Source organism: Acinetobacter sp. YH12076 (assembly GCF_013419525.1).
Lineage (GTDB): Bacteria > Pseudomonadota > Gammaproteobacteria > Pseudomonadales > Moraxellaceae > Acinetobacter > Acinetobacter amyesii.
This window is the reverse complement of the sequence record NZ_VOZY01000007.1, coordinates 93657-119139: the sequence shown is the minus strand read 5'-3', so window position 1 is coordinate 119139 and position 25483 is coordinate 93657. Positions and strand designations below refer to the sequence as shown.

Here is a 25483-nt window from a genome sequence, read left to right as displayed (position 1 = left end):
CATTGTGGTAAAGTTTAAGCTATAGCCTAAAACAAGCACATATGATTGGGATGTTGCCATGACAGATTCGACAGAACACAAACTTTTTGATGGCACACTTGCTATTGAAGGGATGACCTGTGCTTCTTGTGTGGCACGGGTGGAAAAAGCCTTAAAAAAAGTCGATGGCATCACTGATGCTCAAGTGAATTTAGCCACTGAAACAGCACATGTTCAGAGTGATAAAAATGTGGATTATTCTGCTGTAATTCAGGCCGTTGAAAAGGCAGGTTTTGGTGTTGCACAGAAGCAGATTGAGCTTGAAATTGAAGGGATGACTTGCGCATCGTGTGTTGCACGTGTTGAAAAAGCATTAAAGACAGTTCCAGAAGTCATCGATGCAAAAGTGAATTTGGCAACTGAAAAAGCCACGATTACGGCATTGGCATCTGTTGAAAATTCTGCATTGGCGAAGTCTGTAGAAAAAGCAGGTTTTCATATTGCACAGCCCAATATTGAATTAAATATTGATGGAATGACCTGTGCTTCATGTGTGGCACGGGTTGAAAAAGCCTTAAACGCTGTAGACGGTGTCAATAAAGCAACGGTAAATTTAGCCAGTGAAAAAGCCTTTGTTCAGGCTCCCGCTTCAAAAACACAAGAATTGATCGCGGCAGTTAAAAAAGCGGGATACAGTGCTAGCATTGCTACGCAGCAACAACCGACAATGGCAGAAAAAAAAGCCGACGAAGCTCGGTTACTCAAACGTGATTTAATCATCGCATTGGTACTCGCTGTTCCTGTTTTTATCTTGGAGATGGGATCACACATGATTCCAGCTTTTCATCATTTTATTGCGCATAATTTAGGAACACAAAATAGTTGGTATATTCAGTTTATATTAACCACTTTGGTGTTAATCCTACCCGGAAGACGCTTTTATCAGCACGGCATACCAGCACTTGCGCGACTTGCCCCGGATATGAATTCTTTGGTCGCAGTCGGGACTTTATCTGCTTATAGTTTTTCTTGTGTTGCAACATTTGCTCCGCAATTATTACCGCAAGGTACGGTTCATGTGTACTTTGAAGCAGCCGCAGTAATTGTGGCGTTGATTCTTTTGGGTCGTTTTATGGAGGCGAAAGCCAAAGGTAAAACATCGCAAGCTATTCAATACTTAGTCGGCATGCAACCCAAAACAGCACGTGTAGAGCAATCTGGTACCTTTATAGATTTGCCGATTAGTGATGTTAAAACAGGTATGTTGATTGAAATTCGGCCTGGTGAACGTTGCCCAGTCGATGGTGCTGTAGTGTCTGGGAACAGTTATATTGATGAATCCATGATCAGTGGCGAGCCAATTCCTGTCGAGAAAAAAGCCGGTGATCAAGTTGTCGGTGGAACGATTAACAAAAATGGGGCCTTGAAAATACAAGCCACTGCGGTAGGTCAAGATACTGTTTTGGCACTAATTATCCATATGGTCGAACAGGCTCAGGGTTCAAAATTACCAATTCAAGCTTTGGTGGATAAAGTCACTTTATGGTTTGTACCTGTGGTGATGGCGTTGGCCTTGATCACCTTTTTAGTTTGGTATGTTGTAGGACCTGAACCGAGTTTAACCTATGCTTTAGTCAATGCTGTAGCAGTACTGATCATCGCATGCCCATGTGCAATGGGTTTGGCAACGCCAACATCTATCATGGTCGGTACAGGGCGAGGTGCAGAACTTGGAGTATTGTTCCGTAAAGGTGAAGCCTTACAACAACTCAAAAATACGCAAGTGGTTGCGGTCGATAAAACGGGGACATTGACGGAAGGTAAACCGAAACTGACTGATTTTGAAGTCACTGAAGCTTTTGATAAAGATCGCGTATTTCAGTTATTGGCCTCTGTAGAGCAGAAATCTGAGCATCCGATCGCCTATGCCATTGTACAAGCTGCGAAAGAGATGCAAGTGCAACTTTTAGAGGTTGACCAGTTTGATTCCGTGACTGGTGCAGGGATTCAGGCGGTTGTTGAAGGACAAAGCATTTATATCGGTGCAGATCATTTGATGCATAAACTTGGTTTAGATACACAAATCTTTTCAGCACTGGCGGAACGCATGGGCAATGAAGGGAAATCCCCGCTCTATGTATCGATCGATCAACAGCTTGCTGCCATTGTTGCTGTAGCCGACCCGATCAAAGCCACAACCTTTACAGCCATTCAAGCTTTGCATGATTTAGGACTGAAAGTGGCCATGATTACAGGTGACAACCGACACACTGCCACTGCGATAGCACGACAGTTGAAGATTGATCATGTGATCGCTGAAGTAATGCCAGACCAAAAAGTGCAATCTGTACAACAATTGCAAAAAGAACATGGTGTTGTTTGTTTTGTGGGCGATGGTATTAATGATGCGCCTGCACTTGCTCAAGCAGATGTGGGCATGGCGATTGGTACAGGGACAGATGTGGCGATAGAGGCCGCGGACGTTGTGCTTATGTCGGGTAATTTACAAATGGTACCGACAGCGATCGCACTGAGTACTGCGACGATGAATAATATTCGCCAAAACCTATTTTGGGCATTTATTTACAATGCAGCATTGATTCCTGTCGCTGCAGGTGTGTTATATCCATTCTTTGGTATATTGCTTTCACCTATGTTCGCCGCAGGTGCAATGGCACTTTCATCGGTGTTTGTTGTGTCAAATGCCTTGCGTTTAAAAGCATTTAAAGGGCCAGTTTTTCAGGAGTCTTGAGATGAATATTGGACAAGCAGCGAAAGCATCGGGCATTTCTGCAAAAATGATCCGCTATTATGAATCGATTGGGCTGTTAAATAATGCGCAGCGCACCGATGCCGGCTATCGAGTTTACTCGGAAGCCGATATTAAAACCTTGAGTTTCTTAAGACATGCGCGTGATTTAGGTTTTTCTTCTGAACAAATGAAAGATTTACTTGGGCTTTGGAAAAATCAAAGTCGGCAAAGTGTAGAAGTTAAAGCATTGGCGTTAAAACATATCCAGACCTTAAATCAAAAAATCGCAGACTTACAGGCCATGGTTGAGATCTTGCAACAGTCCGTCGATGGCTGTGCCGGTAATGATCAAGCCGATTGTACGATTTTAAATCAAATCGAAACGGGCATGGCTGAGTGCTGCCATACAGCAAAGATTTAAATCCGCTTGACCTTACAATCGTGGCAAGGTTTATAGTGTTGTTATTAGAAAAGAAGGATGAATATCATGAAATTTCGTATTGATAATATGACATGCGGTGGTTGTGCCCGTAGCGTAACAGCAACGATTAAAGACTTAGACGAAAATGCAACGGTCACTATTGATGTAGCTACAAAATTAGTTGACGTTGAATCTAGTGCCAGTGCAGAGCAATTGATTAGCGCTTTAACCGAAGATGGCTTCCCACCTGTGATTGCATAACCTAGATATTGTTTAATGAAAAAAAAGCCGAACAATTGTTCGGCTTTTTTATTTATAAATCAATTCTATACGGCTGAAATTTTATCTGGCGTCATCAGCGCCTGATTAATATATAGCTTGATTAAGCGTTCACGTGAACCGATTGATTTTTGATAATGCGTTGAATTGAGGAGTAGGGATGCACCATAAGTGACCGTCCAAATATAAGATAAATAATCACGTATCGACATTGCGCTTTCAAGTGATTTTAGATAATCACTGGTCATGTCCTTAATTTCAATAATACGTTCTTCACGAACACGATAGAGCTCTTCAAATAACTCTTTTAATTTACGTTCATTATTGGTTAAGCGTTCTTCAATGACATGTAATAATATAGTTCTATTAGAATTCAACATATTATAAAGCATATATTGTGAAACATAAGTTTTAATATCATGATTATATTTTTTTGAAATTTCTAATAATCGTTTTTCATTTAAGATAATCAGTTCTAAATATAATTGGTTTTTACTTTTAAAATGTTTATAAATCGTGCCTTTGGCAATATCTAGTTCACAAGCTAACTCACTTAAGGTGATGTCTTGATTATTATCTAATAGCAGGGTTTCTGCCATGGCTAAAATTTTTTCCTTGCGAAGGATAAAATTTTGTTGGCGTACTGAACTCATGATAACTGTTCCATAAACATCTTGAGGGTGAACAAGCCTAGCTTAAGCTAAATCTTGTGAATCTTACATTCCACTATGGTCTCAAATATTACATAAATTGGTTTAAAAATAAACACATTAGTAGAGTGCGTAAAACATATAGAATTCATAGCATAAAATTAATGTCAACAAAACTGAACCCTTGAGGTCATTTTTTTGAAATAAAATTCCATTTTTATTTTTTTTAATTTATTGTCTTTTCGCTTTTACAACAAAAGCAGCATTTAACAAAACGGTCTTGGTTGTTATGTTATTAATACAACCTAAATTAAACATGATTATAGGTACTATTATGTTTGGTTTTAATCAATTACCAATTATAAATTTAGTCAATTCAATAAATTTATTTAATTGTAATAAAATAATGCTGCTCAAAATATCAGGTGGTTATTTTCCACTTGTCGGTAAAAACACGTTATCTATATCCATTTTAGATATCTATCTGAAAAAACAGATCTTTAAAAAATCCACACAAAATTGATTTGATGATTTTGTGCGGGAGCGTGCAACTTTAAAAAAGTACTTTGTCAAAGACGCTGACAAAGCCTGTAGAAAAGGAAAGTACAATGCCAATATACAATGCGCCGTTAAAGGACATGGACTTCATCTTAAATGATGTATTCAATGCAGATGAGTTCTGGCAGTCAAATGAAAACTTAGCTCATATTGATATGGCGACTGCAAATGCCATTTTAGAAGAAATGGCTAAGTTTTCTAAAAACGTTATTCTAGACTTGAACCGTACTGCAGATGAAGAAGGTGGTGCGCAGTTTAGTAATGGTGTTGTTACTACGCCTACAGGGTTTAAAGACGCTTTTAAACAATTCGCTGAAGGTGGTTGGGTTGGTTTAGGCGCTTCTGAAGAATGGGGCGGCCAAAACATGCCAAAAATGTTGACAGTACTTGCTGACGAAATGATTTGGAGTACCAATCCATCATTTATGTTGTATCCACTACTGACTGTGGGTGCAGGTATGGCGATTAATGACCGTGCTTCGCAAGAGCAAAAAGAAACCTATCTTCCAAAATTTTATACGGGTGAATGGTCAGGCACTATGTGTTTAACTGAACCACATTCAGGGACTGATTTGGGGATCATTAAAACCAAAGCAGAGCCGAATGAAGATGGTTCATTTAACATTACAGGCACGAAAATTTTCATCACCAGTGGTGAACATGATCTGTGTGAAAACATCATCCATCTTGTGTTAGCAAAAACGCCAAATGCACCTGCGGGTTCACGTGGTATTTCATTGTTTATCGTTCCAAAATTCCATGTCAATGCCGATGGCTCAGTCGGTGAACGTAATGCCGTATCAGCGGGTTCAATTGAGCACAAGATGGGTATTAAAGGTTCTGCAACGTGTGTCATGAACTTCGATGGCGCCAAAGGTTATATCGTTGGTAAAGAAAACGAAGGTCTTGCGGCGATGTTTGTCATGATGAACTACGAACGTTTATCGATGGGTATCCAAGGGATTGGCGCAGCAGAATTTGCTTACCAAAATGCTGCACAGTATGCGACTGATCGTCTACAAGGTCGTTCTGCGACAGGTGTGAAATCTCCTGAAAAACCAGCAGACTCTATTTTAGTACATGGTGATGTACGTCGTATGTTGTTGAATGTACGCGCCAACAACGAAGCATCTCGTGCATTTGCTGTGTATGTTGGTCAGCAACTGGATATTACAAAATATTCAACTGACGAAGCTGCAGTGAAAAAAGCCAATGACCGCGTGGCTTTATTGACACCTATTGCAAAAGCCTACCTAACAGATACAGCCCTACAAGCTACTTTAGAAGCGCAAATGTGCTTTGGTGGTCATGGCTATATTCGTGAATGGGGCATGGAGCAATGCATTCGTGACTTACGTATTTCACAGATTTATGAAGGCACAAATGGCGTACAAGCGATTGATTTAATTGGACGCAAAACCACGAAATGTAATGGTGCATTTATTGCCGAATACATTGCTGAAATTCGTGACTTTGCTGCAACAATGGCTGATTCAAAAGTTAAATCTGCAGCATTGAAAGTTTCTGACGAAGTTGAAGCATTAACGCAATTCATTATTGAACAATCTAAGACCACCCCAGACTTTAGCAGTTCGGTGGCAGTCGATTACCTGCACGCTGTTGGTTTACTCAGCTTTGTGTATATGTTTGCGCGTATTAGCAAAGCTGCGACTGCAAAACCAGAGAGCTTCTTCCAAAACAAACTGGTACTCGCAGATTTCTATGTTGAGAAAGTTCTACCTGACCTTGCTGCCCGTGCTCAACGCATTAAAGCAGGTTCTGAACTTATCATGCAGCTATCTGAAGAATACTTCACCGCTCAATCTTAAAGTTTCATCGAAACCACTGTGAAAAACATTAAGATGGAAAATCTGAGGAATCAGTCATGGTTCCTTGGGGTTAAAAGATTTAAAACAGGATGAAATAAGAAATGATTGTAATTGTAGATGGCGTACGTACAGCGATGGGTGGTTTTCAGGGTTCACTTTCATCTTGTACAGCTCCAGACTTAGGTGCTGCAGCGATTCAGGCTGTTGTTGCACGTGCAGGTTTAGAACCTACAGATATTGACGAAGTTATTTTTGGCTGTGTATTACCGGCTGGTCTTAAACAAGGTCCTGCACGCCAAGCGATGCGTCAAGCAGGCTTACCAGATACAACGGGTGCCACAACGATTAATAAAATTTGTGGTTCAGGCATGAAGGCAGTGATGCAAGCAGCTGATGCGATTAAAGCCGGTTCTGCTAATATTGTGGTTGCTGGTGGTATGGAGTCGATGTCAAATGCGCCATATTTACTTGAAAAAGCGCGTTCAGGCTATCGTATGGGTCATGGTAAAACCACAGACCACATGTTCCAAGAAGGCTTAGAAGATGCTGAGACAGGTTTATCGATGGGTATTCTGGCACAAGATATGGCAGATAAAAAAGGCTATACCCGTGAACAGCAAGATGCTTTTGCCATCAACTCACTCAATAAAGCCGTTGCAGCGATTCAAGGCGGTTTCTTCAAAAATGAAATCGTGCCAGTTACTGTTAAAAGCCGTAAAGGTGACGTCGTTGTTGACACAGATGAACAGCCATTAAGTGCTAAGCCTGAAAAAATCCCAACACTGCGTCCTGCATTCAAAAAAGACGGCACGATCACAGCCGCCAATGCCAGCTCAATTTCTGACGGTGCATCTGCTTTGGTGGTTACATCAGAAGAAACGGCCCAAGCACGTGGTTTAACACCACTGGCAAAAGTCGTTGCTTATGCTACAAATTCACAGCATCCGTCAGAGTTCACGATTGCTCCAGTCGGTGCTATTGAGAAAGTACTTGCACAAGCCGGTTGGGATGCACAAGAAGTTGACCTGTGGGAAGTCAATGAAGCATTTGCCATGGTTACAATGCTGGCGATTGATGGATTTAACTTAGATGAAGCAAAAGTGAACATTCATGGTGGTGCTTGCTCACTTGGTCACCCACTAGGTTCATCAGGTTCACGTATTATTGTGACGCTGATTCATGCCTTAAAACGCACTGGCGGTAAAAAAGGTGTCGCAGCACTGTGTATTGGTGGCGGTGAAGCAACTGCAATTGCGGTTGAACTGATTTAATTTGCCTCAATTTATATAAGTAAGCTTTTAGATAAGTACGTTTTTAGATAAGCAATAACAAACGCTATCTCAGTTCGCTGGGATGGCGAAAAAAGATGTTTATTTTGAGATATTTATTTTTTGAGATTTAATTATGAATGGTTTAGATCGCATTCGCTTACTCTCCCTTCGCGACAAAGTAATGTCTGCTGAAAAAGCGATTGAGTTAATTCAAGATGGTTCAGTGGTTGGTTTAAGTGGTTTTGGTGGTGCAGGTGAGGCAAAGACGGTTCCATTGGCACTTGCAGATCATGCAGTTTCACATCCTCTTCGTATCACGTTGGCAACGGGTGCTAGTTTAGGAAATAGTATCGATGGTCGCCTCAATGCGGCGCATGCGATAGAACGTCGTTATCCGTATCAGGCAGATCCTGGTTTACGTAAAGCCATTAACGCTGGCGAGGTCATGTATATTGACCAACACTTGTCTGAAATGGCCGATAATATTCGTCATCATAATTTACCGCGCATTAATGTGGCCGTTATTGCAGCGACTGCAATTACAGAAGATGGTCAAGTTATTCCGACAGGTTCATGTGGTAACTCAGCCAATTTCATTGAAATGGCAGATCATGTGATTATTGAAATTGATAATACGATTAACCCAGTGCTAGAAGGTGTACATGATATTTATGTGCCGAAAGCGCGACCAAACCGTGGGCCAATTCCACTGACTCAGGTCGGTGAACGTATCGGTACGATTGGGATCAATGTCAGCCCCGATAAGATTTCAGCTATTGTGTTGAATGATCTGCCAGATACCCAGTTTAAAATGGATGAACCTGATGCTGAAACCCTAGCGATTGCTCAGCATCTGATTGATTTCTTTGAAGGTGAAGTCGCAGCAGGGCGTTTGCCTGAAAATTTAGGCCCGCTACAGTCAGGTGTGGGTTCGATTGCCAACGCTGTATTTGCCGGTTTTGAGCATTCGAATTTTCATGATTTGGAAATGTATTCAGAAGTACTACAAGACTGTACTTTCCAGCTAATTGATTCTGGAAAAATGAAATTTGCCTCAGGCTGTTCAATGACGTTATCTGAGCCTTGTGCACAGCACGTGATGAACAATTTTGATCAGTACAAAGACAAAATTGTGTTACGTCCACAAGAGCTATCCAATAACCCTGAAATCATTCGACGTTTAGGCATTATTGCGATTAATACGGCGCTTGAGTTTGACATTTACGGAAACGTAAATTCGACCCATGTGACGGGTACGAAAATGATGAACGGTATTGGCGGTTCAGGAGACTTTACTCGTCATGCGCACATTGCCATTTTCGTAACCAAGTCGATTGCAAAAGGTGGTGCGATTTCATCTGTGGTGCCAATGGTGAGTCATACCGACCATACTGACCACGACGTTGACATCGTGGTTACAGAGCAGGGCTTGGCAGATTTACGTGGTCTTTCACCACGTGAGCGTGCACGTAAAGTCATTGAAATCTGTGCACATCCAGATTATCGCGCAGCATTGTTGAGCTACTTTGAACGCGCATGTGAGCTTGGTGGTCAAACGCCACATATTTTAAAAGAGGCTTTGTCTTGGCATGCCACTTTTGAAGAAACCGGTTCAATGCGTCAAATCGTATAAATCTAAAGATTGAAAATATTTAAATAAGCCCACGATCAAGTGGGCTTATTTATTATGAAGGACTACAAATGTTTCAAAACATGACAAAAGAAAAACAGCGCCACTTGGTTTGAAACTTTTGCACAACATGAACGGTCTTAAGTTCTCTTCAAGGCTTTCTATAATGCAAAACTCATTGACAAAGAAGGTCAGTATTTTGAAAAAGATTCAATTTTTTTCTGCGATGTTGTTCGCAGTTCTCCTCAGTGCATGTAAACAAAGTCCAGCGCCTGATTATGCAGGAACATGGCAAAATACCGCAGTAGATCCGCAACTTGAAAATGCGCTGATTATTAGTAAAAATGGTGAAAACTATTTCATTACTAATACTTTAAAAGATAAACAAAGTGGTAAATCTGAAAAGAAAAATCCTGTACCTGCGTCTGTTGCTGAATCTGGGTTACTGGCTGTAAACTCTGGGACAGGTGCTGTTGAATTTGCGATTGACGAAAAAACTGGAAATTTAGTTGGGTCTGGATCCATTTATAAAAAAGTAAAATAGATCAATTATCTATAGATGCAAAAATATCAAAAGCAGCCTCTAAGTTGGGCTGCTTTTTAACTTTTAAGCGAACGCTTATTTACTTTAACTTAGTTCAGAACCGAAGAGAAATCATGGATAAAATAATCCGCTTTATTTTTGATTTGCTCAATTTCGTGCTCTGAATATGCATCATACACGGCAACCACTTCAATGCCTGCTGCATTTGCAGCTTCTACACCAATGAGTGAATCTTCAAAAATTAAACATTCTTCAGGTCGAACTGCAAAATGTTCAATCGCCTGTAAATAGACTTCAGGATGCGGCTTAATATTTTTGACACTTTCACGGGTCAGGATCAGATCAAAGCTATTTTCAAAATGCAGCATTGGATAGATGTTAATATTTTTTTGATATCGATAAATATTTTGCAGGCTGGTCGTGGTGGTAATTGCCACCTGAATGCCTTGCTGAATGAGCTGTTGAACAAATAACGCTGCATGTGGTTTAAGCAAGATGATATGTTCTAAAAAATGCTGTGAAATGGCATATCGCTGCTGTTTGATTTGATCTGCTGTGTGTTGTTCAATCTTATAAGTATCTTTTAGATAGTTACAGTACATTAAGTAAGGGTCTGGTGTATTTTTAAATAATTGCAGCTGAATGTCACGTTCACGTTGAATGAAACCCAGTTGGATGGTTTGTCCAGTTAACTGTTGAATCAAATCTGCGTCGACCTGATTCCACACGCCAACAGAGTCGATAAGTGTGCCATCTAAATCAAAACAAACCAGTTTTTTTCCTTGAAGCATGTTGATATCCAAATTCGTGCTGGGTCTATTATGCGGACTGATTGGGGTGTTGAAAAGCCAAATGCAACTGAGCAGGCTAAACTGGCGTTTCATCTGCAATAAAAGTAATATTTCGTTATTGGCTTTTTGTATAATTCAGCAGATGATGCACAGCATAACTTGCAATATTTAATTAGGGATTAAATCTTTCGTGTTTGAATTGGACTGTAAACTTCTTAGCATTTTTTTTCATGTTTATAAGTACAAAAATGTGTCGCAAGCTGCTGAACACTTGCAGATGAGTCAGCCTACAGTCAGTAATATTTTAAATAAAATACGACAGCATTATAACGACCCCTTATTTTTACGTATCGGCAATGAAATGGTGCCTACGGAGTTATCGCGTCAATTATTTCCTTTAGTCAGCGAAGCCTTGAGTAAAGTCGAAGCCATTAATAATTTTACGATTAATTTTGATCAAGCCATTTCAGATCAACAATTTACTTTGGCCATGACCGATGTTTCGCATTTGGTTTTATTGCCTAAAATCAGCCAATATCTAAAAAAACACGCGCCACAAATACGTCTGAATGTACGCCCGATTACCACTGAAACCAGTTATCAGATGGCGAATGGTGAAATTGATTTAGCATTGGGGTTTTTACCGCATTTGGAAAGCGGTTTTTATCAACAAAAACTGTTTGAGCAATATTATGTGGTGATTGCAGCTAAGGATCATCCACGATTAACGGGTGACACCATTACAACTGAGCAATATTTATCAGAGTCGCACATTGATATTGATGCAGGGATGGGGCACTACCATATTGAAAATGAGCTGCTTAACCTTGATTTAAAACGTGATATTTTGATGCGGTTACCTAGTTATTTAGGTGTGGGCTTGGTTGTGCAAGACACTGATGCGATTGCAACTGTGCCGTACTACTTGAGTGAAGTATTGCTTTCACGCGGCAACTTAAAAATATTTGATGCGCCGATTGCGTTTCCAACCTATGGCGTGAAGCAATATTGGCATATGTCTTGCCATCATAAAACCAGCCATCAATGGCTACGTCATATGTTCCATGAAATCTTAGTGAAGTAAAAAATATCATTAAAAGATCTCGCGCAGAAAATTGATTGCTAGACGTTTAGTGAATAAAAGCATAACTATTCCACTAATCGATAAATGCAATTTTGTGATAAATATTGTCAATTAACTTATTTTTCATCATAAAGCTGACTGATTATTATGTGAATTAGTTATCACTTTTTATGAAAAAATATGAGCGGCAAATCTAAACCTTTAATTATTACGGCGATCGTCATTGTGGCGATCGCTGCTTTCGTATATTTCCAAGCTAAAAAATCTACTCCTGACACTTCAACGGCTGCAATTGCGCAAAAAGATCAGAAAGCGGTAGTCATTGCCTATCAAACTGGTGTTGATCCGAGCAAAGTGGCGCAGGCCAATGGCGATTATGAAAAAGACAGCCAACAGCCCATAGAATGGAAAAAATTTGATGCTGGCGCAGACGTTGTAAATGCTTTGGCATCAGGTGATGTCAGTATTGGCAATATTGGTACCAGTCCTTTAGCTGCTGCTGCCAGCCGTGATTTACCTATTGAAGTATTTTTTGTGGCAGCCAAACTTGGTGCTTCAGAAGCCTTAGTGGTGAGCAATAAATCAGGCATTGAAAAACCTGAAGACTTAAAGGGCAAAACCATTGCTGTCCCTTTTGTTTCTACAGCACATTACAGCCTGCTTTCTGCATTGAAGCATTGGAATCTGTCAGAGTCTGACGTCAAAATTATTAACTTACGCCCGCCTGAAATTTCTGCGGCGTGGGAACGTGGCGATATTGACGCGACTTATGTATGGGAACCTGCTTTAAGCAAGGCGAGTGCCACAGGTAAAGTTCTGACCGATTCTAAGCAAGTTGCAGAATGGGGCGCACAAACCTTTGATGTCTGGGTGGTTCGTAAAGACTTTGCAGAGAAAAATCCAGAGTTTTTAAAATCTTTCGTTCAAACTTCTTTAAAGAAAATAGATGAATACAATCAAGATCCGAAAGCGTTTGAAGCGAATACTGCTTATATCAATAGCATTGCGCAATTAACCGGTTCTGATGCGAAAGATATTCCATTGCTGCTATCTGGCAATATTTATTTGAACCAGCAGCAGCAAGCTCAAAGTTTCAGCACAGATTTTGCCAAGAATATTTTAGATACAGCAACCTTTTTAAAAGCCCAAGGCAAAGTAGATAAAGTTAAAGCTGATTACAAGGACAATGTAACAGCCTTATTTGTTCAGCCTTAAGGATGTGAAAATGAGTATCTTAAAAGCGGAAAATATTAGCCTGACCTATCCTGAACAAGAGGTGGCTGTACTAAAAAATATCAATTTGGACGTTCCTGAATCGACTTTAACAGTTGTACTTGGTGAGTCTGGCTGCGGCAAAACGACGCTTTTAAATATTTTGGCGGGTTTTCAACAGGTGAGTGCAGGCCAAGTCAAAATTGATGATGAAGTTTTAACTGGCTCAGATGCTAGACGTGCTGTAGTTTTTCAAGAACATGCCTTACTGCCTTGGCTCAACGTGTCAGATAACGTGGCATTTTCCTTGAAATTAAAAGGCTTAAAAAGTGCAGAGATAAAGTCACAAGTCACATCAATTTTAGGGACTGTGGGCTTGTCGCATGTGGCAAATGCCAATATTTGGGAACTTTCAGGCGGGATGAAACAGCGCGTTGGTATTGCACGTGCCTTGATTAGTCATGCACCATTTATTTTGCTGGATGAACCCTTTGCAGCACTCGATGCATTTACCCGAGAAAGTATGCAGGAGTTTGTGCTCAATTTATGGATTAAAGAGAAAAAAGGTTTCTTCCTCATTACCCATGATATTGAAGAGGCGCTTTTATTAAGCAATCAATTGGTACTGATGACAGCGCGTCCGGGTACGATTGTTGAAATGCTCAAGCTGGATTTTGCTGAGCGCTACCGTAAAGGCGAATCTATACGAGCGATTAAGTCTGATCCGCAGTTTATTCAGCTGCGTGAAATGTTGTTTGAACGCTTAAAAGCGCAAAAATTACATGCGGTGGAGTCTTAATATGAATACACAAATTCAAAAATTAAATAAGGCTCATCTAAGCGAAAATCGTGCAGAAGCAGCAACATTAAACAGAAGTTCATCTATTTCTATATTTAGAAAAAATTTTCCACTTATTGTGAGCATCGGCAGCGTGCTGAGCTTGCTGGTGCTTTGGTTTGTCGTAACCACTTTGAAAATTATTCCTGAGCTTTTTTTACCAAGTCCAGCAGCGGTATGGCAGAAGTTTATTGAAGTCAGCCAGCAAGGTTTTATGAAAGCCACGCTTTGGCAGCATTTGGCTGAAAGTATTGGCCGTGTGTTTAGCGCACTCATTGCTGCTATTGTGATTGGTGTGCCTTTAGGTTTATGGATGGGACTCAACAAATGGGTACGTGCTGTATTTGATCCACTTGTGGAGCTACTCCGTCCCATTCCACCGCTTGCGTATTTACCGTTATTGGTGATTTGGTTTGGTATTGGTGAAACCACCAAAGTGCTGCTGATTTTCTTTTCAATTTTGGCGCCAATTATTATCAGCAGTGCGCATGGTGTGATCAGCCATCAAAAAAACCGTGAACGTGCAGCATTATCTTTAGGCGCAACGCGCTTGCAGGTTTTGCAATATGTGATTTTACCTACAGCTTTGCCGCACATATTAACGGGTGTGCGCATTGGCTTGGGCGTGGGCTGGTCAACACTGGTGGCTGCAGAGTTGGTTGCTGCTGATCGCGGTATTGGTTTTATGGTGCAGTCTGCGGCTCAGTTCCTAATTACTGATACCGTGATTCTTGGGATTATTGTGATCGCGATTGTCGCAGTAAGTTTTGAGCTATTTTTACGTTGGCTGCAAAAGCAGTTGGCGCCTTGGTATGGCCAACAGCTGTAAATAGATTTAGAGATTGAAGAAGATTTGATTATGTCATTGCAAGCGAAGCAAATTAACCCAAACATTGGCGCCGTTATTGAAGGTATCGATTTAAACCATGCCGATACACCGTTGCTGCTTGAAATAAAACAGGCACTATTACAGCATCAAGTGATCTTTTTTAGAAAGCAGGCGCTTAGCGCACAGTCGCAAGTGAGGTTGGCAAAAACCTTTGGTACTTTGCATATTCATCCGATTTACCCTGCGATGGATGATGCACCGGAAGTGATTGTACTGGATAGCCACAGACAAGATTTAAGAGACAATGACCTTTGGCATACTGATGTGACCTTTAGTCAGACACCGCCACTTGGTTGTGTGCTGCAAGCCATTAAAATCCCAGAGTTTGGCGGGGATACGCTGTGGGCCAGCGGTACAGCAGCTTTTAATGCGCTCAGTGAAGATTTTAAACAGCAACTACGCGGTTTAACAGCAACACATGATATTCGTAAATCTTTTCCATTAGAGCGCTTTGGCACAACAGCAGCAGACCGTGAACGCCTTGTAAATAGTTTCCGTAAAAATCCGCCAGTAGTGCATCCGGTCGTACGTACACACCCCGAAACTGGTGCTGAAGTGTTGTTTGTGAATGAGGGATTTACAACACAAATTAATGAATTAAATGCACAAGAGAGCGATGCATTGCTGACATTCTTGTTTGAACATGCAGTGAAGGAAGAATTTCACTTGCGCTGGAAATGGCAAGAAGGTGATGTCGCTATTTGGGACAACCGCTGCACGCAGCACAAAGCGCTGTTTGACTATGGTGATGCGCACCGCATTATGCATCGTGCAACTGTGAATGGCTCGGTACCATTTTATAAAGCAGCAAGTTAAAAGCGAAAGTAGCTGTTTGCAAACATCACAGGAAAGGCCCAATACTAAAATTGGGCTTTTTATTTTGAAGAAATCGAAAAAATATAAATTCCAAAAAACTTAACCATGAATGCATTTGCACAATCATGAAGCATATCTAGGCAGAAACACAGTTCAAAAATAGCGCAATTTAAAACCAATGCTGCAGCTTAAGCATCAAAACGAATCCTAAAACCTTAGTAATACGATTTATTCAAACCGTAATACTAAATTGGCACAGCCTTTGCATTTCTACATACATCATAAAGTGATCTAGGGTTCCGATACATTTCTATGTATGACTGCGACCGAGAGTTCACGGCTTCGTTTTAATTCAAAGCAAAGCTGCACGGAGGGATAAAAGCCCGGGAGGTAAATAGTTAAGAATTAGGCAGAGGCTGCAATGAGCACAATACATTATCATGATGATAAAGAACTATGGACTGAACTTTTACCGGGTGGACACCACTGGTCAGCGCGTATTCAGCGTGGGGCAGTATTACAGCTTAAATCGCTAGGGCAAAATGCCAATGTGGCACTGTACTGTGTAAATAGTGAAGATAAGCTTGAACGCTATAACATGCCAGATAGCCTCAAAGGTCAACACACGGCATATTTAAGTACAGGACATATTTTGGCGTCGGATTTAGGCCGTGTCATGATCTCGATAGTCAAAGACGATCACGCTTGGAATGATGCGTTTTGTGCACCAAGTACCGCATCACAAATTGAAAACCAATTTGGCAGTAAAACTTTCCAAGATGCCCGTAATGATATGTACCGCAACGGCAAAGATAGCTTATTGCTTGAAATGACCAAGTTTGGTTTATCTGCAACCGACTTAAGTTCAACACTTAATCTCTTCTCTAAGGTTGCGCCTGATGATACAGGTAACTTGTCTTATATCGACTCCGATAACACTGATCAAATTATTGAACTGCGCTTTGAAATGGATTGTTTAGTCTTTTTATCTAGTGCACCACATGGATTATCTCAAGCAGAAGAATATAACCCTGCTGACGTACAACTAAGTTTATTTAAGGCGTTACCTTTGGCAGACACCGATGTTTGCCGTGATTCTTGCCCGCAAAATCAACGTGCTTTTCAAAATAATAAACGCTATTACGCTTTAACGGCTTGAGGGGAATGATCATGACTGCATTAGTAAATCCAACACAACATTCTGAAAAATCAGTGTTAAGCGAAGTATGTTCTGCCGGTGAAGCATGGATGTGCGAAGTCAAAAAAGGGCAGTATTTCCGTATCGTGGATTTAGAGGGCAATCAAGCGGTGGATACGCTGTTTATCTCGGCATCAAACCCTGAAGAGCGTTATAGCGCCACTGATACCTTAGCGATTAATCAACAAATCTATTTAGAAAAAGGCACAGCTCTATACACCAACTTTGGCAACAAAATTGCCAGCATTCATGATGATAATTGCGGTCGTCACGATACTTTAGGCGGTGCATGTTCATGTGAAAGTAACACCGTGCGTTATTCTCATGACAAATTTCCAATGCACAGTTGCCGTAACAATTTCATGATTGCGCTGTCTCAGCATCCTATTGCCAAAAAACATGGCTTAAATGTGCGCCATATCGGCCCAAATATTAACTTCTTTATGAATGTGCCTGTGACTGCGGAAGGTCATCTTAAATTTGATGATGGTATTTCTGCACCGGGTAAATATGTTGAAATTAAAGCTGAAATGGATCTCATTGTCCTCATTTCCAATTGTCCGCAACTGAATAACCCATGTAATGCCTATAACCCAACAAAAATTCAATTGATCATCCGTGACGGTGAGGAGTAATACCATGTTCAATAAAGTCCTCATTGCCAACCGTGGTGCAATCGCGTGTCGAGTGATCCGTACACTCAAAAAATTAGGCATTCAATCTGTTGCTGTGTATTCCGAAGCAGACCGTGATTCTTTGCATGTGACCTTGGCGGATGAAGCAGTATTTATTGGTGATAGTCCTGCCAGCCAAAGCTATTTAAATGTCGATAAAATTTTAGAAGTCACAAAACAAACAGGTGCAGAAGCGATTCATCCGGGCTATGGTTTCTTGTCTGAAAATGCAGAATTTTGTGATCTCTGTGCAGCTCAAGGCATAGTATTTTTAGGGCCAAATTCGGCACAAATGAAATCATTTGGCTTAAAACATATTGCACGTGAACTTGCAATTCAAGCCAATGTACCACTTCTTCCGGGCAGTCAGCTTTTGGCAGATGAAGCCGAAGCCTTAACGGAAGCTAAACGTATTGGTTATCCTGTGATGCTGAAAAGTACCGCAGGCGGTGGCGGTATCGGCATGCGTTTGGTGTGGAATGAAGAAGAGCTGAAAGATGCTTATTCTACGGTTTCATATCTTGCCCAAGCCAACTTTAAAGATGCAGGCTTGTACCTCGAAAAATTCGTACAAAATGCCCGTCATATCGAAGTGCAGATTTTTGGTGATGGCAATGGCTTAGTTTTAGCACTCGGTGAGCGTGATTGTTCGGTGCAGCGCCGAAACCAAAAAGTGATTGAGGAAACCCCAGCACCACATATCAATGATGATCAACGTGCCTATATTCAATCGGTTGCGATTGGGTTGATGCAGTCGGTGAATTACCGTTCGGCAGGCACAGTAGAATTTGTGATGGATACCGACACACAAGAATTCTACTTTTTAGAAGTAAATACCCGCCTGCAAGTTGAACACGGCGTGACAGAGCAAGTGTTTGGTGTCGATCTTGTGGAATGGATGGTGACTTTAGGCAGTGGTGATTGGATTACACCAACAGAACAACTTGAATCGAAAGGTCATTCAATTCAAGTGCGTTTATATGCCGAAGACCCGATCAAGAACTTCCAACCCAGTGCTGGTTTACTGACGCATGTTGAGTTTGATAGTAATGCCCGTAATGAAACTTGGGTGGAAACAGGTTCCAATGTATCGTCATTTTATGACCCGATGATTGCGAAAATCATTGTGACAGCGGATGATCGAGACTTGGCAATTGCTGCAATGACCGAAACTCTCGGCAAAACATCGGTTGCAGGTATCGAAACCAATCTTGAATATCTACAAAACATTATCGACTGTGATGTATTTAAAGCCGGTACGCAAACCACACGATTCTTAAATACATTTGAGTGGAAAACCCAAAAAATTGAAGTGTTGCAATCAGGCATTCAAACTTCTGTGCAAGATGTCACAGGTCGTTTGGGCTATTGGGATGTGGGTGTACCACCATCAGGTGCGATTGATCCGCTGTCACTTAATGTTGCGAATCAATTGTTAGGTAATGCATATAACACGGCAGGGCTTGAATGTACTTTGCAAGGACCAAGCTTAAAATTCCACTGTGATAGCCAAATTGTATTGGCGGGTGGTGATATGCCATCAACACTAGATGGCGCTCAAGTTCCGATGTGGCAGACCGTCAATGTGCGTAAAGGTCAGGTGCTCAAATGTGGCAAAATCGCCACAGGTTGCCGTACGTATATTGGGATTAAAGGCGGTCTGAATGTGCCTGAATATCTCGGCTCACAAGCGACCTTTACCTTAGGTCAGTTTGGTGGTCATGCAGGTCGTAACTTATTGATTGGCGATATGTTACCAATCACGGCATTTACATCTGAACAAGTCACAGCGCTTGCACCTGAACAAGTGCCGTCATTTAGCCATGAGTGGGAAATTGCGGTGATGTACGGCCCACATGGTGCGCCTGATTTCTTCACCAAAAATGATATTGATACTTTCTTTTCCAATACCTTTGAGATTCACTTTAACTCAAGCCGTACCGGTATTCGTCTCATTGGTCCAAAACCGGAATGGGCACGTGAGGATGGTGGTGAAGCAGGTCTGCATCCATCAAATATTCATGACAATGCTTATGCCATTGGTGCGATTGATTTCACTGGTGATATGCCGATTATCTTGGGTCCAGATGGTCCAAGTCTCGGTGGTTTCGTTTGTCCTGCGGTGGTGATTCATTCTGAGCTATGGAAATTAGGTCAATTGAAAGCCGGTGACAAAGTTAAATTTGTGCCTGTGAGCTATCACCAAGCCAAAATGCTGAATGAAAAATATCATGCGCAATTAGAAGCATCTGATACCCAAGCTGTCGCATTTGATGAGTCGTTCTATCCTGAACTCGCAACCTTAAAAAATGCCGTGCTTGATACCTTAAAAGGTCAGAATGGTTTGCCGGATGTGGTGTATCGTCCTGCGGGCAATAACTACATGTTGGTGGAATATGGTGAGTTGGTTTTAGATCTAAACTTACGTTTCCGTATCCATGCGCTCATGCAATGGGTACAAAAGCAAAACATTGCCGGCATTATCGACCTGACACCGGGTATTCGTTCGCTACAAATTCACTTTGATTCGATCAAGCTTGATCAACTTGATTTACTGCGTTTATTGCAAGTGGCTGAAGCAGAATTGCCTGATGTCACAGAAATGCAAGTTCCATCACGTACGGTGTATTTACCGCTGGCTTGGGAAGATTCACAAACCCAATTGGCAACTGAACGCTATATGCAAACTGTGCGCCCAGATGCACCATGGTGTCCAGACAATATCGAATTTATCCGTCGTATTAATGGCTTAAAAGACAAACAAGCCGTAAAAGACGTAGTGTATGACGCAAGTTATTTGGTCATGGGTTTGGGCGATGTGTATTTAGGTGCACCTGTGGCAACACCACTTGATCCTCGCCAGCGTTTAGTGACGACTAAATACAACCCTGCACGGACATGGACACCTGAAAATGCTGTCGGTATTGGCGGTGCGTATATGTGCGTGTACGGTATGGAAGGTCCGGGCGGTTATCAGTTTGTCGGTCGTACCACACAAATGTGGTCACGTTACCGTAAAAATGCCGACTTTGAGCAAGGTAAACCATGGTTACTACGTTTCTTTGACCAAATTAAGTTTTATGAAGTCTCTGAGTCCGAGCTTATGCAAATGCGTGAGGACTTTAAAGCTGGTCGCTTAAAACTCCGTGTAGAAGAAGGTGTATTGAACCTAAAAGAATACAATGAATTCTTGACTGAAAATGCCGAATCTATCTCAGCATTTAAATCTATCCAACAAGCCAATTTTGATGAAGAACGTCGTCGTTGGCATGAAGCCGGACTTGCAGAGTATGTGTCTGAAAGTTTGGATGCTGTGTTGGATGACAGCGATATTCAAATTCCTGAAGGTGGCTGTGCAGTGGAATCGCACATGCCGGGCAGTATTTGGAAAATTGAATGCAAGTCAGGTGATATTGTTGAAGAAGGTGCAACGCTTGCTGTGATTGAAGCGATGAAAATTGAGATCCCCATTATTGCGCCTGAACGTATGATGGTTTCTGAAATTACCATTGAAAAAGGGCAGACGGTGAAAACGGGGCAGGTATTGTTTACGTTGGCACCTGTGGCTTGATGAAGTAGGAAAAAAGACCGTCCGTAAGGGCGGTTTTTTTGAAAAAAAAGATATAAAATTGATTTAGATACATAAATTTAATTTAAATACATTATGCAAAATTTTTACATGCATTCTTTTGAAGCTAAAAATTACAGACATTTCGAATCATTATTTATTAAGTTCAATAATAAATTTAATTTTATTACTGGCTCTAATGGATGTGGGAAAACTAGTGTTTTACATGGAATTATGCACAGTTTTGATAGTAATAACCACATTAATACTCGTTTTTCTGATGATTCGAGTATTTTAACTAATTTAATAATTGGTAGTGATACAGCTAATTTTCTAAAAATTTCAGTTGGATTTGGATGGGGATCTTTCAGAAATAAAGAATATCGTGGTAATACTTTATATAATTATCTTACACCTTTAGCAACTCAAGATGGATTTAAAGGATTCAGTATAATAGATTTTAAAAATACTTTTCCTCATGTAATTCCATTGAATATCACATCTGAAAGAAATATTAAGTACGAGTTTATTGAGGGAACACGACGTTTATTACCAGAGGATCAAAAAAGAGATAGTTATTTGAATGGAGGATTAAACTCTCACTATACTGATAAGGATCGATTTGTAAAACAATGGATGATTAATCGTTATGTTTGGATAGATAAAGAGTGGGCATATGATTATAGAAGAAATTGGAATCATTTAATTAAATATCTTCCAAAACTTGCTCCAAATGGTAGTGATTTTGAATTTGTTGAGATCAGAGATGATTTAGAGCCTATGTTTTCATTATATGGTCAAAAATGTTATCTAGAAGAACTTTCAGCAGGGTTTCAAGCTATTTTTACTATAGTCGCTAATATCATTGAATGGGTTGAAAACACAAATTCTGAGGGACAACGCTTTATAGGAGATGCAACAGGTACTGTACTAATCGATGAGTTAGATCTACATTTGCATCCTGAATGGCAATTTAATATTAGAAATGGGTTAGAAGCTTTATTCCCTAATCTGCAGTTCATTGTTACGACTCATTCACCACATCTTTTGGCATCAGCAAAAAATGGTGAAGTCATTATTATGAGCCGTGAAACTGGAAAAACAGAATATCATTTTGAGCCTAGTAATAAGCGCTATTCAGGTTGGAACACGGATCAAATTTTAGAAGATGTAATGGGGGTTAAAAGCCTGAAAAATAAAGATTACGAAAAATTAATTGATGAAGCTTTTGATGCTTATGAGTCAAAAGATAAGATTAAGCTTTTATCTGTGATGGAACAGCTAAAGAATATTACTCATTCTGATGACACAATTGTTCAAGTGCTAGAAATGAAAATGGCTTCTTTGGAGCTTCTATAAGATATGATTAAACTTGAAAAATCTGTTAATGCCCCTCAAATTCTTCAGGATAAACAAAAAGAATGGACAGATCATTTACTTTCATTAGTAAGTAAATATGGAAGTTACAAGGAGATTCCGAAAGAAGAGAAAGCTTCTGCGCTCAGTCATTACAGACATAAAGATATTACAACTCCTTTATTTGATAGTTCATATCAAAAATGTGCTTTTTGCGAATCTACTCCAAAAGATAGTGGAAATATAGAAGTTGAACATTTCTATCCAAAATCCATCTATCATGATAAAACTTTTGATTGGGAAAATTTTTTACCTAGTTGTCGTAAATGTAATGATTCAAAACTTGCACATGATGTAGGAGTTGAACCTATTCTAAATCCATATGAGAGTGATTTTGATCCAAGTGAGCATTTTGAATTTACTTTGGCACGTATGAAAGGTAAGACTGAAATAGCGAAAATGACAATAGATGTTTGTGGCTTAAAAAGCCGATTATACGATCCATATAGTAACTTGATTAAAGTGTTTTGTGAGTATGAGCAAGATTTAGAAGAAGCACTTCAAGAGCTAGAGGTAAAAGATACTGAAAGAAAAAAACAGAATCAATTGAGAAAAATTTCTGAGTCTATAGCGAGAATTGAAAATTTAATGCAACCTACTAAAAAGTATTCATATTTTTGTAGCTGTATGATCAAAGATAGTGAAATATATAATCAAGCAAAAACAATTTTATCCTTAGAGCTTCAGGAAGCGTATTAACGGTTTTGTAAAGCATAATTTTATCAGATCATGCTTTGTCGCAAATATATTAGATGCCAATGGAATCAAAAGAGATTTTTTTTAATTATGGCTAAAAAACTAGAAGAACTTTTAGATGCTCGTAGCTCTGAAAGTCGAAAGCGAATTGTGGAAGATGCAAAAATAATTTTGAATGATTATCTTTCGGAAGATGTGCATTTAACAGAACTAGCAGAAGAAGCTAAAAGTGAAAAAATGATAAAGATCACATTAAACGAGCTACGAGCTCGAGTTCACAAAAACCGCGCTTAAAAATTTCACTTATTTATCCAAATGCTCTCTCAAAATGCGTCGCAACTCTAAAATGGCATCTGGAGACTCATGGATGGAATGTCCACCATTGAAAATCTTTTCAGACACCGCACCCTCTAAATGAGAACTTGTATAGGGAACAATACCATCCGACATTTTGCTCGGTTCAGTATTTTGCTTCTGATTTCCCATAATAGAATGATAAGGAATATCTTTATTTGGCATGATGTCAGCAGACAACAGCATAAAACGTGATTTTTGACTTAAATCTGCTGGCCCAGACTTAATCAGGCCCATCGTTGAATTTTTTGCATTCGGGATTTCAACATTGACATCATTTAAAAAACTTAAAGGCAATACCACGATTTTTTTCGCCAAATTGGTAAACCAGCGGTCTGCATAGTCAGTACCATGATGCGGTGCGGCAATGAAAATTGCACGACTAACTGGCTTCAAGGCTTTAAATACAAAACGATCGCGGATAATTGGATGACGTTGTAACTGCGTATTTTGTTCATAGTTCATGAGTGGAATAGCTTGAGCGGAAATATCTGCATCGCTAACCAATAAACGACTGATGATGCCGCCCATACTATGCCCGATAATGACAGCATCCTGAGCCGATGGCGTATTGGGCTGAACAGTTGCAAATGCCTGTTTGAGTAAAGCATTGATTTGAAAGCGACTCTCAAATATTGGCATATTGGTTGAGTAAAACACTTGCCAAACTTGGTAATGATCACGCAGTTTTTGATCACCCATGATGTTATTGGTCAGGCCGATCCAAGTTTCAGGACTGCTGGCTAAACCGTGAACCATAACAATAATTTTTTTATTGGGTTGATACGGCTCTAACATAAACACATGTGGCATGCGCAAATGTTCTTCCTTATTCAGGAGTGTCCAATAGCCAGATTGTCCTAATTTATTTTCGGCTAACCAAAGACCATAAGGCACAGAATAATTGGCTGTTAGGGTATAGGGCTGAGATTCAATTTTTGCCTTTTTAAATTGATAGGGATTAAATAATTCAACATTAAAGTCTGATTGCGGCGACAAAATTTCACTAATGCTGCTATTGGTCTTGGCAGGCTCTGCGATTGCACTGACAGATAAATAGCGTGCTGTATGGATATTGGGGTTGGGTTTATTTGAATAATATTGTTCAGGGTCTAGTACAAAAGGCTGCGCAGCAGACAGATCCGTGGCTTTTTTGACTAAGACAAATTCAGAACCAATTCCTTCCTGACGGTTAATGGTTTTTAAGCCTGAAAAATTAAAATTATAGCTCGACTGTAATTTATCAATGTCCGCATTTTTGATTTCTGGATAATGTTCATAGTTAAAATGATAAAGCGATGAACCCAGCATTAAACTTTCAGGCATTTGCTGATAGTCAAAACGGGTAAATGATGAGGTGATTAAACGTGATAAAGCCACATTATAAAAGGTGCGGACTTGTCCCTGACGCAAATCAAATAAGCGTTCTTCAGGGGCTTGAGCGGATTTAAATAGATAGACATAGCTGTAGCGCAGACTGAAATCAAAGTCTGCAAGCTGTTGATCCATACACATTTTTATTTTGCTTGAAGCTAATTTTCCGCTGTGTTGTTTTAAGCTTTTTTTGCATTGTGGATTTTGATCGGCGCTTAAAGCACGTGCCATGTACAGCTCACTTGCTGCTGCATAGACTTGAGCAATATCTAAAGTTTCATTATTACGCATTTTGTGAATACAGCTTTCAAGCGCATTTAAACAAGATTGGTCGCTTTCATTCACCATTAACAGGATTTGATGGCTAAATGTACTGAGCTTCTGATGGGTTAATATGCTATCTGTTTTATTATTTAGTGACGCACTGAGTTGATTTTCTTGTAATTTGACCAATTGGCATCCACTAAGCAAACTCAGGCTGATGATACACATGAAACGAGCGGGTAAATGCGTGAAAGGCATCATTGGAAAGGTCACAGGCATCTATTTTTTGTTATTTTAACCTTTATAAAATAGTAAAAATAGGGCAGGTGTTACAGTGCTCAATCCAAGAAAATTACTACGTATACATCCTTTCAAACTAAGCTAATGTACGAATAC

The 25483-nt window shown here is 40.1% G+C and carries 21 protein-coding genes, 1 pseudogene and 1 riboswitch; of the genes and pseudogenes, 19 read left to right on the top strand and 3 right to left on the bottom strand.

Features of this window, described 5'->3' with window-relative positions; genetic code table 11:
• Window positions 1–58 precede the first annotated feature (58 nt).
• The 4 genes and pseudogenes from FTU22_RS16480 to FTU22_RS08725 form a co-directional block, all read left to right on the top strand.
• A pseudogene (locus tag FTU22_RS16480) lies at window positions 59–268 on the top strand (cation transporter); the annotation flags it as partial.
• Between the two features lie 24 nt (window positions 269–292).
• Window positions 293–2731: a copper-translocating P-type ATPase gene (locus tag FTU22_RS08735; protein ID WP_373886246.1), complete on the top strand. Its 2439-nt coding sequence runs from the start codon at window positions 293–295 to the stop codon at window positions 2729–2731.
• Between the two features lies 1 nt (window position 2732).
• Window positions 2733–3152: a Cu(I)-responsive transcriptional regulator gene (gene cueR / locus FTU22_RS08730; protein WP_111884371.1), complete on the top strand. Its 420-nt coding sequence runs from the start codon at window positions 2733–2735 to the stop codon at window positions 3150–3152.
• Between the two features lie 66 nt (window positions 3153–3218).
• Complete coding sequence (locus tag FTU22_RS08725; RefSeq protein WP_078190942.1) at window positions 3219–3413, top strand: heavy-metal-associated domain-containing protein; 195 nt, start codon at window positions 3219–3221, stop codon at window positions 3411–3413.
• A 65-nt stretch (window positions 3414–3478) separates the two neighbouring features.
• Here FTU22_RS08725 and FTU22_RS08720 read toward each other — a convergent pair whose 3' ends face one another.
• The gene (locus FTU22_RS08720) at window positions 3479–4084 is read right to left on the bottom strand and encodes a TetR/AcrR family transcriptional regulator (RefSeq protein WP_078190941.1); all 606 of its coding nucleotides are present in this window, start codon (window positions 4082–4084) and stop codon (window positions 3479–3481) included.
• Between the two features lie 605 nt (window positions 4085–4689).
• Between FTU22_RS08720 and FTU22_RS08715 the strand changes: the two genes are divergently transcribed.
• The 4 genes from FTU22_RS08715 (at window position 4690) to FTU22_RS08700 (ending at window position 9913) form a co-directional block, all read left to right on the top strand.
• Window positions 4690–6468: an acyl-CoA dehydrogenase C-terminal domain-containing protein gene (locus FTU22_RS08715; protein ID WP_180093992.1), complete on the top strand. Its 1779-nt coding sequence runs from the start codon at window positions 4690–4692 to the stop codon at window positions 6466–6468.
• A gap of 101 nt (window positions 6469–6569) precedes the next feature.
• Window positions 6570–7739, top strand: a complete 1170-nt coding sequence (locus tag FTU22_RS08710; protein ID WP_078193795.1) for a thiolase family protein — start codon at window positions 6570–6572, stop codon at window positions 7737–7739.
• A 133-nt stretch (window positions 7740–7872) separates the two neighbouring features.
• Window positions 7873–9372, top strand: coding sequence for a succinate CoA transferase (locus tag FTU22_RS08705; protein ID WP_171319206.1), 1500 nt, complete (start codon window positions 7873–7875; stop codon window positions 9370–9372).
• 223 nt (window positions 9373–9595) lie between these two features.
• Window positions 9596–9913, top strand: coding sequence for a hypothetical protein (locus FTU22_RS08700; protein ID WP_373686486.1), 318 nt, complete (start codon window positions 9596–9598; stop codon window positions 9911–9913).
• Between the two features lie 89 nt (window positions 9914–10002).
• On the opposite strand, the gene FTU22_RS08695 is transcribed toward FTU22_RS08700, so the two are convergent.
• Window positions 10003–10704 (bottom strand): HAD family phosphatase, encoded by a 702-nt coding sequence (locus FTU22_RS08695; protein ID WP_078193793.1) that lies wholly within the window; start codon window positions 10702–10704, stop codon window positions 10003–10005.
• Between the two features lie 190 nt (window positions 10705–10894).
• Between FTU22_RS08695 and FTU22_RS08690 the strand changes: the two genes are divergently transcribed.
• The 11 genes from FTU22_RS08690 to FTU22_RS08640 all read left to right on the top strand — a co-directional run bounded on the left by FTU22_RS08690 (window position 10895) and on the right by FTU22_RS08640 (window position 23389).
• Window positions 10895–11788, top strand: a complete 894-nt coding sequence (locus FTU22_RS08690) for a LysR substrate-binding domain-containing protein (protein ID WP_078190935.1) — start codon at window positions 10895–10897, stop codon at window positions 11786–11788.
• Window positions 11789–11968: 180 nt separating this feature from the next.
• Window positions 11969–13003, top strand: a complete 1035-nt coding sequence (tauA, locus tag FTU22_RS08685) for a taurine ABC transporter substrate-binding protein (RefSeq protein WP_180093990.1) — start codon at window positions 11969–11971, stop codon at window positions 13001–13003.
• A 10-nt stretch (window positions 13004–13013) separates the two neighbouring features.
• Window positions 13014–13799, top strand: coding sequence for a taurine ABC transporter ATP-binding protein (locus tag FTU22_RS08680; protein WP_180093988.1), 786 nt, complete (start codon window positions 13014–13016; stop codon window positions 13797–13799).
• A 1-nt stretch (window position 13800) separates the two neighbouring features.
• Window positions 13801–14667: a taurine ABC transporter permease TauC gene (tauC, locus tag FTU22_RS08675; RefSeq protein ID WP_180093986.1), complete on the top strand. Its 867-nt coding sequence runs from the start codon at window positions 13801–13803 to the stop codon at window positions 14665–14667.
• Window positions 14668–14697: 30 nt separating this feature from the next.
• Entirely contained in the window at window positions 14698–15543 is an 846-nt protein-coding gene (gene tauD, locus FTU22_RS08670) for a taurine dioxygenase (protein ID WP_180093984.1), read from the top strand.
• A gap of 280 nt (window positions 15544–15823) precedes the next feature.
• A riboswitch (guanidine-I (ykkC/yxkD leader) is annotated at window positions 15824–15935 on the top strand.
• 29 nt (window positions 15936–15964) lie between these two features.
• Window positions 15965–16702 (top strand): urea amidolyase associated protein UAAP1, encoded by a 738-nt coding sequence (locus tag FTU22_RS08665; protein ID WP_180093982.1) that lies wholly within the window; start codon window positions 15965–15967, stop codon window positions 16700–16702.
• Between the two features lie 11 nt (window positions 16703–16713).
• Entirely contained in the window at window positions 16714–17376 is a 663-nt protein-coding gene (locus FTU22_RS08660) for an urea amidolyase associated protein UAAP2 (protein WP_180093979.1), read from the top strand.
• A gap of 4 nt (window positions 17377–17380) precedes the next feature.
• Window positions 17381–20986 (top strand): urea carboxylase, encoded by a 3606-nt coding sequence (gene uca, locus FTU22_RS08655; protein ID WP_180093977.1) that lies wholly within the window; start codon window positions 17381–17383, stop codon window positions 20984–20986.
• Window positions 20987–21094: 108 nt separating this feature from the next.
• The gene (locus tag FTU22_RS08650; protein WP_257225904.1) at window positions 21095–22342 is read left to right on the top strand and encodes an AAA family ATPase; all 1248 of its coding nucleotides are present in this window, start codon (window positions 21095–21097) and stop codon (window positions 22340–22342) included.
• Between the two features lie 3 nt (window positions 22343–22345).
• Entirely contained in the window at window positions 22346–23098 is a 753-nt protein-coding gene (locus FTU22_RS08645; protein ID WP_179998174.1) for an HNH endonuclease, read from the top strand.
• A gap of 87 nt (window positions 23099–23185) precedes the next feature.
• Window positions 23186–23389: a hypothetical protein gene (locus FTU22_RS08640; RefSeq protein WP_180093973.1), complete on the top strand. Its 204-nt coding sequence runs from the start codon at window positions 23186–23188 to the stop codon at window positions 23387–23389.
• 9 nt (window positions 23390–23398) lie between these two features.
• Here FTU22_RS08640 and FTU22_RS08635 read toward each other — a convergent pair whose 3' ends face one another.
• On the bottom strand, window positions 23399–25348 hold the full coding sequence (locus tag FTU22_RS08635; protein WP_180093971.1) for an alpha/beta fold hydrolase: 1950 nt from the start codon (window positions 25346–25348) through the stop codon (window positions 23399–23401).
• Between the last annotated feature and the right edge of the window lie 135 nt (window positions 25349–25483).

Excerpts from the sequence above, each read along its gene's own strand:
- FTU22_RS08710 (WP_078193795.1), top strand. The coding sequence starts at position 6,570 with ATGATTGTAATTGTAGATGGCGTACGTACAGCGATGGGTGGTTTTCAG.
- tauC (WP_180093986.1), top strand. The coding sequence starts at position 13,801 with ATGAATACACAAATTCAAAAATTAAATAAGGCTCATCTAAGCGAAAAT.
- FTU22_RS08640 (WP_180093973.1), top strand. The coding sequence starts at position 23,186 with ATGGCTAAAAAACTAGAAGAACTTTTAGATGCTCGTAGCTCTGAAAGT.
- uca (WP_180093977.1), top strand. The coding sequence starts at position 17,381 with ATGTTCAATAAAGTCCTCATTGCCAACCGTGGTGCAATCGCGTGTCGA.
- FTU22_RS08660 (WP_180093979.1), top strand. The coding sequence starts at position 16,714 with ATGACTGCATTAGTAAATCCAACACAACATTCTGAAAAATCAGTGTTA.
- FTU22_RS08665 (WP_180093982.1), top strand. The coding sequence starts at position 15,965 with ATGAGCACAATACATTATCATGATGATAAAGAACTATGGACTGAACTT.
- FTU22_RS08715 (WP_180093992.1), top strand. The coding sequence starts at position 4,690 with ATGCCAATATACAATGCGCCGTTAAAGGACATGGACTTCATCTTAAAT.
- FTU22_RS08645 (WP_179998174.1), top strand. The coding sequence starts at position 22,346 with ATGATTAAACTTGAAAAATCTGTTAATGCCCCTCAAATTCTTCAGGAT.
- FTU22_RS08720 (WP_078190941.1), bottom strand. The coding sequence starts at position 4,084 with ATGAGTTCAGTACGCCAACAAAATTTTATCCTTCGCAAGGAAAAAATT.
- FTU22_RS08725 (WP_078190942.1), top strand. The coding sequence starts at position 3,219 with ATGAAATTTCGTATTGATAATATGACATGCGGTGGTTGTGCCCGTAGC.
- tauA (WP_180093990.1), top strand. The coding sequence starts at position 11,969 with ATGAGCGGCAAATCTAAACCTTTAATTATTACGGCGATCGTCATTGTG.
- FTU22_RS08700 (WP_373686486.1), top strand. The coding sequence starts at position 9,596 with ATGTTGTTCGCAGTTCTCCTCAGTGCATGTAAACAAAGTCCAGCGCCT.
- FTU22_RS08635 (WP_180093971.1), bottom strand. The coding sequence starts at position 25,348 with ATGATGCCTTTCACGCATTTACCCGCTCGTTTCATGTGTATCATCAGC.
- FTU22_RS08680 (WP_180093988.1), top strand. The coding sequence starts at position 13,014 with ATGAGTATCTTAAAAGCGGAAAATATTAGCCTGACCTATCCTGAACAA.
- cueR (WP_111884371.1), top strand. The coding sequence starts at position 2,733 with ATGAATATTGGACAAGCAGCGAAAGCATCGGGCATTTCTGCAAAAATG.
- tauD (WP_180093984.1), top strand. The coding sequence starts at position 14,698 with ATGTCATTGCAAGCGAAGCAAATTAACCCAAACATTGGCGCCGTTATT.
- FTU22_RS08695 (WP_078193793.1), bottom strand. The coding sequence starts at position 10,704 with ATGCTTCAAGGAAAAAAACTGGTTTGTTTTGATTTAGATGGCACACTT.
- FTU22_RS08650 (WP_257225904.1), top strand. The coding sequence starts at position 21,095 with ATGCATTCTTTTGAAGCTAAAAATTACAGACATTTCGAATCATTATTT.
- FTU22_RS08705 (WP_171319206.1), top strand. The coding sequence starts at position 7,873 with ATGAATGGTTTAGATCGCATTCGCTTACTCTCCCTTCGCGACAAAGTA.